Source organism: Mycolicibacterium sp. XJ2546 (assembly GCF_053483195.1).
Genome location: NZ_JBEFRW010000001.1, coordinates 609,631 through 622,255, shown reverse-complemented (window position 1 = coordinate 622,255; position 12,625 = coordinate 609,631). Strand labels below are relative to the sequence as shown.

Genomic DNA, 12,625 nt, shown 5'->3' with positions numbered 1-12,625 from the left:
CCATAACGCACACAAATCACGGTGGGTGGAACCGGTTGGGCGCGTCCCGCGTCCAACCCTAATGTGGTCGACGACTATCTACGCCGGCACGACGGAGTGATCACACTTGCGCAGGCGCAGCAGGCCGGGCTGAGCAGGTATGCGGTCGACCGCCGTGTCCGCGCCGGACATTGGCGACGGTGCTCGCCCGGCGTGTTCTTCGCCGACGACCGGCCGTTCACCGATGCAGCGCGAATCCGAGCTGCCGTCTGGGGTTACGGTCCGCAAGCGGTTGCCAGCGGCATCGCAGCAGCCTGGTGGCATGGGCTGACGCGGTATGCCCCACCAGTCGTCGACGTGACGGTGCCGAGGGCGAGCCACCATCCGCACCGTGACGGTATCCGGATGCGGCGACGTGACCTGAACCCCGCAGACATCGTCGAGCGAGACGATCTGAGGGTTACCGCGTTGGCGTTGACCGTCCTTGAGGCTGCCGTCCGGTTACGCGGGGGTGCCGTGTTGATGGATTCTGCACTGCAGCGCCACGTCGAACTTCGCGACCTATGGCGCGCCCATCTAAAGAACAAGGGTCGGCACGGATCACCAGCAGCCAGGCGGCTGTTACAGGCAGCTTCCGACGGTGCCCGATCCGAAGCTGAACGCCTCTTCGGGAAACTCCTGCGCGAAGGGGGCATCACGGGCTGGCGAACGAATTATCCGGTTGGCGGCTACAAGGTAGATGTGGCGTTTCCCGACGAGAAGGTGGCGATCGAGGTCGACGGCTGGGCGTTCCACAGCGACGCAGAGGTGTTCGTCAGCGATCGAAAACGGCAGAACGCCATCTCATTGCGCGGATGGAAAGTACTGCGTTTCACGTGGTTTGACCTCACCGTGAACCCGCAGCGGGTGCTCGCCGAAATCAAACACGCACTCAGTTCCTGAGCGATTCGTGTGCGTTCTGTTGCGCTGACCGCGCCATAACGCACACAAATCGCTACTTGACGGCGCGGCCCAGCGCGAACTCCGCCACCGGAATCGGCGCCCAGGTCGGCAACGTCCACTCGCGGCGCGCGCCGGCCACCTGAAATCCCGCGCCGCCGATGGCTTGCTCGGTGTGGCGGTGGGTGTGGCAGTTGCCGAACAGCTTCGGCCACAGCGTGGCGTCGGCCAGCTTCTGCATCCGTGCGCGGGCCCCGGTGCCGGCGATGTGCTCGAGGTAGCGCAACTCACCGCCGGAGCGCAGCAGCGAATGCAGTTGGCGCAGCACCGCTTCAGGCTCATCGACCGAGCACAGCACCAGCGAGCACACCACCGCGTCGAACGGTTCAGCGCCGTGGCTTGCGTAGTGCTCGACGGTGTCGGCGGTGACGGTCACCGGGACCGGTGCGACGGCGGCGGCGCGCTGCGCCAACTCGGCCAGTCGGCGCTCGGGTTCGACCGCCACCACCTCGGTCACCGTGTCCGGGTAGAACTCGAAGTTGGTGCCGGTGCCCGCCCCGACCTCGAGCACCCGCCCGGACAGACCTGCGAGGTTCTCGCGGCGCAGCCGCTGAATCGCCTCCGTCTCGTGGCGGGACATGAACGTCCACAGTCGCGCGAAGAACGGGTTGTCAACGGTGTTGCTCATCAAGCAGTCCTTTCAACATGGTGAGAGCTTCCTGCGGGTTGACCTTGGGATCGACTGTGCCCGAGACGATCTCGCCCACCACCACGGACCGCAGTACCCGGTCGGTGAACTCCTCGGCATCACCCCACGGCAGATATGGCCGCGAAATGAGCATCGCGGCCACGCCATGGGCGGCCGTCCACAGTTGCAGCGCGAGCGCAATTGGGTCGCCGGGTGGGAACACATTTTCGGCCATCAGCTGCTCCACTGAGCTGCGCAGGTGCACGAACGCCGACGTGTTCAACATCATGTCGACATCGCTACCGGGCCGGCCCTCGCCCATCGTCGCGATCCGGTACAGCTCAGGGGTTCTCACCGCGAACCGCACGTAGGCCAGTCCCTGCGCGCACAGCACCTCGATCGCCGACGGCGCGTCGGCGGCCAGACTCTGCATCTCCTCGTCGAGCTTCTCGAAGTACCGCACGCACACCGCGTCCAGCAGCGCGTCCTTGTCGGCGAAGTGCAGATAGATCGACGGGGGCGTCACCCCCACCCGCTGCGCGACCGACCGGATCGACACCGCCTTGGCGTGACCGGTCTCCAGCAGCAGATCGGTGGTGGCGTCGAGGATCTCCTCGCGCAACCGTTCACCGGATCCGCGCGGCGCACGCCGCCGTTTCATCGCGATCCGACTACCTCAGACGACGGGCCGCTGGCCGGTGCCTGCTCTTCGGCGGACTCGCTGATGCCGATCCGCGCATGCAGCCGGGCCAGCGGTTTGGGCGCCCACCAGTTCCATCGGCCGAGCACGTGCATGAAGGCGGGAACCAGCGCCATGCGCACCAGTGTCGCATCCGCGACGATCGCCAGCGTCAGGCCGACCCCCATCATCCGCATGAACGACACCTCGGCGGCAATCAGCGCGGCGAACGAGATCGACATGATCAGCGCCGCGGCGGTGATGACCCGGCCGGTGCGGGCAAGCCCGAGCGCGACGCTCTGGTCATTGTCGGCTGGTGTGCGGCCCGACCGCAGCCAGTACTCCCGGATCCGCGACACCAAAAACACCTCGTAGTCCATCGACAGCCCGAACGCGATGCAGAACAGCAGCACCGGCATGTTGGCCACCAAGGTGCCCGTCGGCGTCGTGCCCAGCGCGCCCAGATGGCCGTCCTGGAAGATCCACACCAGCGCGCCGAACGCCGCGGTCAGCGACAACACGTTGAGTATCAACGCTTTCAGTGGCAGCACCACGCTGCCGGTCAACATGAACAGCAGGATGAACGTGATGCCGGCGATCACCGCGAGCACCAGGGGCAGCCGCGATGTGACCGCCGAGGAGCTGTCGCGGTTGGTCTGCGCGACGCCGGTCAACTGCGCCGCAGCGCCATCCGGCGTGTCCACCTCCCGCAACGCGACGAGCTGGTCTTCGGCGGCTTCGGTGAACAGCGGCGCGGTGCTGGCCACCGTCAGGAAGGCGCTGCCGTCCTTGATGCCCGTCGGCGCCGACGGCGGGCCGACCGGCGCACCGGCCACGAATGTGCCGCTGGGCGCCGACACCGAGGACACGTCGGGCACCTGCGACAGCGCGCGGGCGTAACGGTCGAGGTCGGCGGGTGTGACGGCGCGCGCATCCGGTATCACGACGGTGACGTTGCGGGCGGAATCGACGGCGAAGTCGCTGCGCAGTTCGTCGCCGAGCTGTCGCGCCGACGCCGACGCCGGCAGCACCCGGTCGTCGGGGAAGCCCCAGTTGGCGCCGAGGAACGGCGCGCCGAGCACCAGCAGCAACGCCACGATCGCCGCACCGATCGGCATCGCCCGGCGCATGACGAACTTCGTGCTGCGGTACCAGAACGTCTGCTCGACGGATTTGCGCACCGGCTCGGGACGGCCCAGCAGCCGACGCGCCAACCGGCGCACGTCCAACGCGTCCAGCCGATCGCCGGCCAGCACGATCGCCGCAGGTGCGACGACGACCGCGGCCAGCGCCGCGAACGTCACCACCGCGACACCTGCGTAGGCGAACGACTTGAGGAAGTACATCGGGAACAGCACCATCGCGACCATCGACAACGCGACGGTCAACGCCGAGAACAACACCGTGCGCCCGGCGGTGACCATGGTGCGGATCAGCGCACGGTGGCGCTCGGCGCCGTCGGCCAGCTCGTCGCGGTACCGGCTGATGATCAGCAGCGTGTAGTCGATGGCCAGGGCCAGCCCCATCGCCACGGTCAGGTTCAGCGCGAAGATCGACACATCGGTGACGAGGGTGACGGCCCGCAGCACCGCCATCGAACCCAGGATCGCGAACCCGCCGACCGCCAGCGGCAGCGCGGCGGCCACCAGCCCGCCGAACACCCACACCAGCACGACGAAGCTCAGCGGGATCGCGATCGACTCCATCAACAGCAGATCCCGTTCGGTCTGCCCGTTGATCTGCACGTAGGTCATCGCTTCACCGCCGGCGCGCACGGTGACCCCGTCGCGGTCATGCACCAGCCGGTCGGTGAGTTCTTTGGCGTGCTTCTGCGCACCGCTCTCACCACCGGTGATGCCGACGACAAGCAACCCGGTCTTGCCGTCCTTGCTGATCAACGCTGGCGTCGCCACCTCCGGCGCCGTCCATGCGGAGACGACCTGCACGACGTGCGGTGATGCCTGCAGCTGGGCGGCGATGTCGGTGGCAACTGTCCGTGCGGCCGGGCTGAGCGCGCCGTCGTCGTCGGTGACGCTGATCAGCAACTCCATATCGCCCTGGCCGAATTTGTCGACGAGTAGCTGGTTGGCCTGGGCGGACTCCGACGTCGGATCGGCGAAGCCGCCCGCGGACAGATGCTTGACGACGGGGACGCCGAAGATTCCGCAGGCGACCATGCCGAGCGCCGCGACCGCGATGATCCGGCGCGGCGCGGCCAGCCCCCGGCGGGCGATGCGTTGCAGCACGTCGCGTCCCTCCAATCCGTGGATAACGCGGGTAACTTAACAGCGGTAACCAATGCGGGTCAATGCGCCCCACCGATGACACGCACCGACTACCCGGAACCGTTCAGCGAGAGATCGTGCGATGAGTTCAGCCTGCTCTGGTAGTCGTATTCGATATGACGACAACGGAACTGCACACCCCAGCCCGGGCGGCCACCGGTGGTATCGGCCTGTTGATCCTGCGTATCGGGGTCGGCGCGGCGATTCTTCAGGCCGGTCTGATCAAGGCTTTCGACTTCAGCACGACGGTCGAGTTCATGACGGCCGGCGGTTGGCGGGCCCCCACGTTGGCCGCGCTGATGGTCACCACCGCCGAGACCCTCGGCGGCATCGCGTTGATCCTCGGCGTGCTGACGCCGCTGGCCGCGTTCGCGGTGATCGCGGCGATGATCGACGCCTGGGCGGTCAACGTCTCGACGGCCGCGTTCTGGTCGCAGCCGTTCAACGTGCCGTTCCTGATCGGCATCGGCACAGCTGCGCTGCTGTTCGCCGGGGCGGGGGCATATTCGGTCGATGCTCGGGTCCTGGGCCGCACCACCTGGTCGCCGCGGATCGCCGTGGGACTGCTGGTCGCGGCGTTCGCGGCAGCGATCTTGACCTGGGTCGCGCTCAACGGCACGAACCCGATCCACTTCACCGCGCCGGCTCGGTAACTTTCCCCGGGTGAGCAGACGCAAACTCGCACATTTCGGCGTGTCAACACGCGACTTTGCGTCTGCTCGGCGCTAAGAGCCGCGCCAAAACAGGCCGCGGAACCTACCCGGCGGTAAGAATTGCCACGATATTCCGAATCGTGACTCAATGAATCCTTAGACGTAATGGTTACTGTTCAGTACATGTGGATCGACGACACCAGTGCCGATGTCATCAAGGTTGATTTCGAGGCGCTCTACCACGGCGATGTCCTGGTAGAAGGCGACACCTCCGAACAGCTCGACGACGACCAGCCGCTGCGCACCGCGGTCTGACCTCACGCGCCCCGAGCGAGCGGCGCGGTCGGCCGTGACTGTTTGCCCACCGCGGGCCCCTCGCTGATCCCTGCTTTACGCCACACTTTCTTCCTGGTCGGCTTCGACCATGCCGGTCAGCCGGTCGCTGATGATCTCCTCGGCCTCGGCCACCATCCGCGACACCAACTCACCGCAGGTGGGGATGTCGTTGATGAGGCCCATCGCCGTGCCGACACTCCAGATGCCGGCATCCAAATCGCCGACCTCGAACACCTTGACGCCGCGGGTTCCCGCGACCAGGTCCTTGACGTCCTCGAACTGCCCGCCGCGGTCGAGGATCTCCACCACCTCGCGCGACACCTTGTTGCTGGCGACGCGGGCGGTATTGCGCAGCGGCCGGAAGATCAGCTCGGTGTCGAGTTCGCTGCCCGCCACGATCGCTTCCTTGACGTTCTGATGGATCGCCGACTCGACCGTGCACATGAACCGCGAACCCATGTTGATGCCGTCGGCGCCGAGCGCCAGCGCGGCCACCAGACCCCGCGCATCGGCGAAGCCGCCCGAGGCGATCATCGGGATGTCGATCTTGGTGGCCGCCGCCGGGATGAGCACCAACCCCGGGATGTCGTCCTCACCGGGATGGCCCGCACATTCGAAACCGTCGATGCTGATGCCGTCGACACCGAGGCTCTGCGCCTTGACCGCGTGGCGCACCGATGTGCACTTATGCAGCACCTTGATCCCGTTGTCGTGAAACATCGGCAGGTGCGGCGCCGGGTTGGAGCCGGCGGTCTCGACGATCTTGATACCGGAGTCGACGATCACCTGCCGGTACTCGTCATAGGGCGGCGGGTTGATGGTCGGCAGGATCGTCAGGTTCACCCCGAACGGTTTGTCAGTGAGCTCGCGGCACCGGTCGATCTCCTTGGCCAGATCCGCAGGCGTCGGCTGGGTCAACGCGGTGATGAAACCCAACGCACCCGCATTGGCCACCGCTGCAACGAGTTCCGCGCGACCAACCCACTGCATACCGCCCTGCACGATGGGGTGCTCGACCCCAAACGTCTCGGTGAACTTCGTCCTGATTGCCATCGGGGCCTACCTCGGGGCCATTCGGATGGCGCCGTCGAGGCGGATCACTTCACCGTTGAGCATCGGGTTCTCCACGATGTGCACGGCCAGCGCGCCGTACTCGTCGGGATCGCCGAGGCGGGCCGGATGCGGCACCTGCTTGCCCAGCGACTGTTGCGCCTCCTCGGGCAGCGAGCCCAGCAGCGGCGTCTTGAACAGACCCGGTGCGATGGTGCAGACGCGGATCAACTCGCGCGAGAGGTCGCGCGCGATCGGCAGCGTCATGCCGACCACCCCGCCTTTGGACGCCGAGTACGCGGCTTGGCCGATCTGCCCTTCGAACGCTGCCACCGACGCGGTGTTGACGATGACGCCGCGCTCACTCCCGTTCTTTCCGGCGAGGGGCTCTTGCCGGGCGATCCGCTCGGCCGACAGCCGCAGCACGTTGAAGGTGCCGATCAGGTTCACCTCGACGACCTTCTTGAAGCCGTCCAGCGGAAACGGCCCGTCCTTGGACAGCGTCTTGACCGCATTGCCGATGCCCGCGCAGTTGACGTTGATGCGCAGCGGACCCATCTTCTCGGCCTCGTCCAGCGCCGCGGTCACCGCATCGGGGTCGGTCACGTTGGCCTCGACGAACTTGGCGCGATCACCGAGTTCCGCGACGGCGTCACCACCCTTGAGGTCGATGACGACGACCGATGCGCCGCGGTCGAGCAGTCGCTTCGTGGTCGCCAGGCCGAGGCCCGAAGCGCCTCCGGTGACGACGGCTGCAGCGTCTTTGATCTCCACTGAAATGAATTCCCTTCTCTACGTCCAGTCCCGCAGGACGGCTTCGGTGTCCGCGCCGGCCTCGCCGGGCGGTGTTGGGGTCGGCAACACGCTGCGCGAGAACCGAGGCGCGGGCATCGGCTGCAGATGGTCACCGTCCCGGTAGAAGGTGCTGCGCTCGGTGACGTGCGGTTCGGACTCCACCTCACCGAACGACAACACCGGCGTCACGCAGGCATCGCTGTTGGCGAACACCTTCGCCCAGTGGCCGCGGTCCTTTCCGCCGATGACCTCGGTGAAGCGGGCGCGCAGTTCAGGCCAGCGACCGGCGTCGTTCTGGTCGGGCAGGTCCTCCCCGTCCAGGCCCAGGCCCTTGAGGAACTCCGCGTAGAACTGCGGCTCGATGCAGCCGACGGCGATGTAGCGGCCGTCGGCGCAGGTGTAGGTGTCGTAGTACGGGGCGCCGCCGTCGAGGATGTTGACCCCGCGCTCGTCGGACCACAGCCCGTCCTGGCGGAAGCCCCAGATCATCTGGGCCAGCACGCTGGACCCGTCGATCATCGCGGCGTCGACCACCTGGCCCTTGCCGGAGGTCTGCCGTTCCCACAGCGCCGAGAGGATGCCGACGAGCAGAAACATCGATCCGCCGCCGAAGTCGCCGGTGAGGTTCAGCGGCGGAACGGGCCGCTCCCCCGCCCGCCCGATGCTGTGCAGCACACCGTTGAGCGAGATGTAGTTGATGTCGTGGCCCGCCTGCAGCCGCCGCGGACCGGTCTGGCCCCAACCGGTCATCCGGGCATAGATGAGGCGTTCGTTGACCTTCGCGCAGTCCTCGGGGCCCAGGCCCAACCGTTCGGTCACCCCCGGGCGCAGACCTTCGATGAGTACGTCGGCCTTGGCGACGAGCTGCAGCACCAGGTCGCGGCCTTCCTCTGACTTGAGGTCGGCGGTCACCGACCGGCGGTTGCGCAGGGTGGCTTCGCGGTTCTTGGTTCCGACGCCGCCCATTTTGCCGGGCCGGTCGACGCGCACCACGTCAGCGCCGAGGTCGCCGAGGATCATCGCGGCGTGCGGACCCGGGCCGATGCTGGCCAGTTCGATGACTCGAAGTCCGTGCAGTGGTCCAGCCATACTCAACCGCCCTTCATCCGCGCGAACGCTGCCGACCGCCGACATAGCTTACTTGTATAACCAAGTGGACCGGATTTAGGGTGCAGCCATGACAACCGCGGGTTCCAGCGTGCATACCTACACCGGTACCGACAATCTTCTTGTGGAGTTGTCCGACGGCGTGCTGTCGGTGACGCTGAACCGGCCGGACAGCCTCAACTCACTGACCCGACCGATGCTGGACGGTATCGCGGACGCACTCGAAACCGCGGCCGCTGATTCGCGCGTCAAGGCGGTGCGGCTCGGCGGCGCGGGTCGCGGGTTCTGTTCCGGCGCCGGCATCGGCGACGACGACCAGGCGCAGAAGAGCGTCGACGGTCCGGCCTCGGTGCTGGATGCGGCCAACCGCGCGGTCCGCTCGATCGTGAACCTGCCCCAGCCCGTCGTCGCGGCGGTGCACGGCCCGGCGGCCGGTGTCGGCGTGTCGCTGGCGCTGGCCTGCGACGTCGTACTCGCTTCAGAGAACGCCTATTTCATGTTGGCGTTCACCAAGATCGGGCTGATGCCCGACGGCGGGGCCTCGGCGCTGGTGGCCGCCGCGATCGGCCGCATCCGCGCGTTCCGGATGGCGCTGCTGGCCGAGCGGATCACCGCCGCGGACGCCTACGATTGGGGCCTGGTGTCCGCGGTCCATCCGGCCGACGAGTTCGACGCCATGGTCGACGAGATGCTCACCACGCTGGTGTCGGGGCCGGCAGTGGCGCTGCGAAAGACCAAGCACGCCATCAACGCCGCGACCCTGACCGAGTTCGAATCGGCGCTGGGTCGTGAGCGGGAGGGTCAGCTGGCGCTGCTGACCTCGCCGGACTTCATCGAGGGCATCACCGCATTCCAGCAGCGCCGCCCCGCCAAGTTCTCCGACTTCTAGGCTCCCGCTCACCCCGCGGGCCCCGCGCACAGGGAGAAAAATCGGTGGACGCCGCGATGACGCGTCGGCGACCATCTGTGGGTGAGTATGCAATTCGATATCAAGCCGGTCCGCGACGCCGGCGGCTGGCGCGTACTCGCACCGTTTCGGTTCCGCGAGTACCGGCTGCTGATCACGGCGGTCACGCTGTCGATCTTCGCCGACGGCATGTTCGCGGTCGTGCTGGCGATGCAGGTGATCGAACTCAACAACGACCCGGTGTCGCTGTCGCTGGTGACGACGTGCTTCGGCGCCGCCCTTGTCGGGTTGGTGCTGGTGGGCGGGATCGCCGCCGACCGGTTGCCGCAACGCGCGATCATCATCGCGGTCCAGACGGTCAACGTACTCGCCTCGTCGACCATCGCGGCGCTGGGAATGTTTGGCTCGCTGCAGATCTGGCATCTGGCGGTGGGTGCGGCGGCGCTGGGCGGCGGGGCGGCGTTCTTCTTCCCGGCCTACAGCGCGATCCTGCCGCGGATCCTGCCGCCCGAGCAGTTGCTCGCCGCCAACGGCGTCGAAGGCGTGGTGCGCCCGGTGTTTCAACGCGCCGTCGGCCCCGCCGTCGCAGGCGTCGTCATCGGAGCGACGTTCCCGGCACTGGGCGCCACGGTCGTCGCGGTCCTGTTCACCCTCGGCCTGGCGTTGCTGATCGCGACCCGTCCGGACCTGACACCTGTTGCTTCCACGCATAATTCGCATGTGCTGCGGGATCTGCGCGACGGCTTCGTGTTCGTGCTCGGCACCCCGTGGCTGTTGTGGACGTTGCTGTTCGCCAGCATGTTCGTGCTCGTGGTGCTGGGCCCGATCGAGGTGCTGCTGCCGTTCGTGGCCAACGACCGGTTCGCCGACGGCGCCCGCCGCTACGGCTTCATCCTCGCGTTCTTCGGTATGGGCAGCGCCCTTGGCGCGCTGGTGGTTTCGTCGGGCCGGCTACCACGGCGCTACCTCACGGTGATGATGGCCATGTGGGGCCTGGGGTCCATACCGCTGGTGGTGTTTGGTTTCACCGCGTCGTTTGCGTTGATGGCGGCGGCGACGTTCGTCATCGGCGTCACCGACGGTGCAGGCATGGTCATCTGGGGCACGCTGTTGCAGCGGCGGGTGCCGAGGGCGATGCTGGGCCGAGTGTCCAGCCTGGACTTCTTCGTCTCGCTGGCGTTCCTGCCGGTGTCGTTCGCGATCGTCGGACCACTGTCGAAAGTCGTTTCCATGCAAACGATCTTCCTGGTGGCCGGAATCGCGCCGCCGCTGCTGGCCGCGATCGCGATGTGGGCCGCGCGGATGCGCCGCGACGAGCTGGCCCACCCGCTGCGGTGAGCTAGACGCCGAAGATCGGCGGCAGTGCGAGCACCATGACCAAACCCCAGAAGAAGTGGGTGAGCATCGGTGCGAGCACGCCGCCGGTCGCTCGGCGCTCCAGCGCGCAGACCGTGCCGAGGATGATCGCGGCGAAGCCCAGCATCGGGTTCCCAGTGGTCGCCGATGTCGCAACGACATAGAGCACCGTCGAGACCAGTACCGGATGAAAACCGCCCAGTGCGGTGTAGAGCGCACCGCGAAAGTACATCTCCTCGGCCACCCCGTTGACCACCGTGATGAAGACGACCAACACCAGCGGACCGTAGTCGGCGAATTCGAGGACACGGGTGATGTATTCGCGCACGCCGGGGATCTCGCGTGCGATCAGGCCGCCCACGACGAACGCGCCGCCCAACGCCAGCCCGACGACCGTGCCGGTGATCACCGGCCGTTGGTTGCGTCCACGAAACCTCACGCACCCCAGATGCAGCGGGCCCGACACCAGCGCACCGAGCGCCCACACCGCGGCCAGCGCCAGCGTCAGCCAGTAGAAAGATTCGTCGCCGGGCGACCGGGTGAGCGAATAGCCAAGCAGCACAGCGCCGACCACCAACACCACAGCCACGGTGATGCGGCGGCGACGGATCACCCCGGGCGGTTCGTTATGTGGGACGGCGACGGTGGTGGCGATATCGCGCACCTCGCTGAGGAACCCGTCGGTAGAGGTCATGCGGGGCGGGCCTTCGGCACCAAGCCCAGCAAGGTGTCGAGTCCGGTGCGCACGGCCGCCGCGACGGGCCCCGGCACCGCGCCGATCAACCCCAGCGCCGGCCGCGCGATCGACGGCGTTACGGCACGGGCCAGTTGGCGGATGCGCAGCGTGTCGCCGCCGGCCCACACCGGATCGGTGTCGGCCAGATGATGCGGGTCGGCGAGTTCGTCGACCGGCATCGGCCGCCGACTCGAAAGTGCACGGGTGATCGCCTCGTCGATGTCCACCAGCCCGCCGGGCGGCTCACCGACGAGGTCACGCAGCCCCGAATCGGAGGCCATCATCGGATGATCAAGTGACTCAACGAGATCCGCGGCCAGCCCGCCCGGGACCGGCAGCACCGCAGCCGTCATCCACGACACCACGCCGACATCGATACCGACGACCGGCAGTTCGGCGCGCCACTTGCCCGCGATACGCGCATAGCTGCGCATCAGATCGCCGTAGGACGTGGTCTCCGGACCGCTGATGTCGTAGGCGCCTGCGGGCACACGGTCGACGTCGGCCACAGCGACCAAGTAGTACAGCACATCTTGGATCGAGATCGGATCGATCGGGTTGGCCGACCAGGCAGGCAACGGGATGACCAGGAACCGGTCACCGACGTAACGCAGCATCTCAAACGACGTCGACCCAGCCCCGATGATCATCGCCGCGCCCAACCACACCACGTCCGCGCCACCGTCCACCCGCAACGCCTCGGCGACTTCCGCGCGGCTGGTCAAATGCTCGGACAGGTCGTGCTCGTCGGGCACGAAGCCGCCCAGATACACGATCCGTCGCACACCGGCGTCCTTGGCGGCGTTGGCCACGTTGGTCGCCGCGCGCTTGTCGGCGTCCCGGAAATCGGGTTCGCCGATGCCGTGCACGAGGTAGTACACGACGTCGATCGGGCCCGCGTCGGCGAAAGCCTGCCGCGCCGACGCCGCGTCGTGCGCGTCCAGCGACACCGCGGTGACGCGTTCGTACCAGCCGAAACCGGCCAGCCGAGCCGGGTTTCGGCTGACGGTGACGACGTCGTGGCCCTGGTCGAGCAGGGTCGTGACAAGACGTGAACCGATGTAGCCGGTCGCGCCGGTGACCAGGATCCGCACAGTTTTCACAGTAGGGCTGTA

13 protein-coding genes are annotated in these 12,625 nt (G+C 67.3%); 5 read left to right on the top strand and 8 right to left on the bottom strand.

Features of this window, described 5'->3' with window-relative positions; translation table 11 throughout:
- Positions 1 to 63 precede the first annotated feature (63 nt).
- Positions 64 to 921, top strand: a complete 858-nt coding sequence (locus ABQE44_RS03060) for a PDDEXK-like endonuclease domain-containing protein (protein ID WP_448393571.1) — start codon at positions 64 to 66, stop codon at positions 919 to 921.
- Positions 922 to 973: 52 nt separating this feature from the next.
- On the opposite strand, the gene ABQE44_RS03055 is transcribed toward ABQE44_RS03060, so the two are convergent.
- From ABQE44_RS03055 to ABQE44_RS03045, 3 genes are read right to left on the bottom strand one after another with little or no spacing between them, the layout of a single operon-like run.
- The gene (locus tag ABQE44_RS03055; protein ID WP_448428202.1) at positions 974 to 1,606 is read right to left on the bottom strand and encodes a class I SAM-dependent methyltransferase; all 633 of its coding nucleotides are present in this window, start codon (positions 1,604 to 1,606) and stop codon (positions 974 to 976) included.
- On the bottom strand, positions 1,590 to 2,267 hold the full coding sequence (locus ABQE44_RS03050; RefSeq protein ID WP_448428200.1) for a TetR/AcrR family transcriptional regulator: 678 nt from the start codon (positions 2,265 to 2,267) through the stop codon (positions 1,590 to 1,592). The genes ABQE44_RS03055 and ABQE44_RS03050 overlap by 17 nt, the downstream gene beginning before the upstream one ends.
- Positions 2,264 to 4,531: an MMPL family transporter gene (locus tag ABQE44_RS03045; protein ID WP_448428198.1), complete on the bottom strand. Its 2,268-nt coding sequence runs from the start codon at positions 4,529 to 4,531 to the stop codon at positions 2,264 to 2,266. The genes ABQE44_RS03050 and ABQE44_RS03045 overlap by 4 nt, the downstream gene beginning before the upstream one ends.
- Before the next feature lie 155 nt (positions 4,532 to 4,686).
- On the opposite strand from ABQE44_RS03045, the gene ABQE44_RS03040 reads away from it, so the two are divergent.
- Both ABQE44_RS03040 and ABQE44_RS03035 read left to right on the top strand, forming a co-directional pair.
- Positions 4,687 to 5,223, top strand: a complete 537-nt coding sequence (locus ABQE44_RS03040) for a DoxX family protein (RefSeq protein ID WP_448428196.1) — start codon at positions 4,687 to 4,689, stop codon at positions 5,221 to 5,223.
- 183 nt (positions 5,224 to 5,406) lie between these two features.
- Positions 5,407 to 5,538 carry a hypothetical protein gene (locus ABQE44_RS03035; RefSeq protein WP_448428194.1) on the top strand — a complete coding sequence of 44 codons (132 nt, stop codon included), beginning with the start codon at positions 5,407 to 5,409 and terminating at the stop codon, positions 5,536 to 5,538.
- 75 nt (positions 5,539 to 5,613) lie between these two features.
- Here ABQE44_RS03035 and ABQE44_RS03030 read toward each other — a convergent pair whose 3' ends face one another.
- Genes ABQE44_RS03030 through ABQE44_RS03020 form a run of 3 tightly spaced genes read right to left on the bottom strand, consistent with a single transcriptional unit; the run spans position 5,614 to position 8,493 of the window.
- The gene (locus ABQE44_RS03030) at positions 5,614 to 6,612 is read right to left on the bottom strand and encodes an NAD(P)H-dependent flavin oxidoreductase (protein WP_448393329.1); all 999 of its coding nucleotides are present in this window, start codon (positions 6,610 to 6,612) and stop codon (positions 5,614 to 5,616) included.
- Between the two features lie 6 nt (positions 6,613 to 6,618).
- Entirely contained in the window at positions 6,619 to 7,383 is a 765-nt protein-coding gene (locus ABQE44_RS03025; protein ID WP_448393328.1) for a 3-hydroxyacyl-CoA dehydrogenase, read from the bottom strand.
- Positions 7,384 to 7,401: 18 nt separating this feature from the next.
- Entirely contained in the window at positions 7,402 to 8,493 is a 1,092-nt protein-coding gene (locus ABQE44_RS03020; RefSeq protein WP_448428192.1) for a CaiB/BaiF CoA transferase family protein, read from the bottom strand.
- Between the two features lie 88 nt (positions 8,494 to 8,581).
- Here ABQE44_RS03020 and ABQE44_RS03015 point away from each other — a divergent pair, with 88 nt between their 5' ends.
- Both ABQE44_RS03015 and tet(V) read left to right on the top strand, forming a co-directional pair.
- Positions 8,582 to 9,400, top strand: a complete 819-nt coding sequence (locus ABQE44_RS03015) for an enoyl-CoA hydratase (RefSeq protein ID WP_448428190.1) — start codon at positions 8,582 to 8,584, stop codon at positions 9,398 to 9,400.
- 87 nt (positions 9,401 to 9,487) lie between these two features.
- Entirely contained in the window at positions 9,488 to 10,756 is a 1,269-nt protein-coding gene (gene tet(V), locus ABQE44_RS03010; protein ID WP_448428308.1) for a tetracycline efflux MFS transporter Tet(V), read from the top strand.
- Between the two features lies 1 nt (position 10,757).
- Here the strand turns inward: tet(V) and ABQE44_RS03005 are convergent, their stop codons facing one another.
- Entirely contained in the window at positions 10,758 to 11,468 is a 711-nt protein-coding gene (locus tag ABQE44_RS03005) for a CPBP family intramembrane glutamic endopeptidase (RefSeq protein WP_448393325.1), read from the bottom strand.
- Positions 11,465 to 12,613, bottom strand: coding sequence for an NAD(P)H-binding protein (locus ABQE44_RS03000; RefSeq protein ID WP_448393324.1), 1,149 nt, complete (start codon positions 12,611 to 12,613; stop codon positions 11,465 to 11,467). Before ABQE44_RS03000 ends, ABQE44_RS03005 begins: the two co-directional genes overlap by 4 nt.
- Positions 12,614 to 12,625: the final 12 nt, after the last annotated feature.

Bases quoted from the DNA above. Each gene is read 5' to 3' on its own strand.
- ABQE44_RS03040 (WP_448428196.1), top strand. From the start codon at position 4,687: ATGACGACAACGGAACTGCACACCCCAGCCCGGGCGGCCACCGGTGGT.
- ABQE44_RS03055 (WP_448428202.1), bottom strand. From the start codon at position 1,606: ATGAGCAACACCGTTGACAACCCGTTCTTCGCGCGACTGTGGACGTTC.
- ABQE44_RS03015 (WP_448428190.1), top strand. From the start codon at position 8,582: ATGACAACCGCGGGTTCCAGCGTGCATACCTACACCGGTACCGACAAT.
- ABQE44_RS03030 (WP_448393329.1), bottom strand. From the start codon at position 6,612: ATGGCAATCAGGACGAAGTTCACCGAGACGTTTGGGGTCGAGCACCCC.
- ABQE44_RS03020 (WP_448428192.1), bottom strand. From the start codon at position 8,493: ATGGCTGGACCACTGCACGGACTTCGAGTCATCGAACTGGCCAGCATC.
- ABQE44_RS03050 (WP_448428200.1), bottom strand. From the start codon at position 2,267: ATGAAACGGCGGCGTGCGCCGCGCGGATCCGGTGAACGGTTGCGCGAG.
- ABQE44_RS03005 (WP_448393325.1), bottom strand. From the start codon at position 11,468: ATGACCTCTACCGACGGGTTCCTCAGCGAGGTGCGCGATATCGCCACC.
- ABQE44_RS03035 (WP_448428194.1), top strand. From the start codon at position 5,407: ATGTGGATCGACGACACCAGTGCCGATGTCATCAAGGTTGATTTCGAG.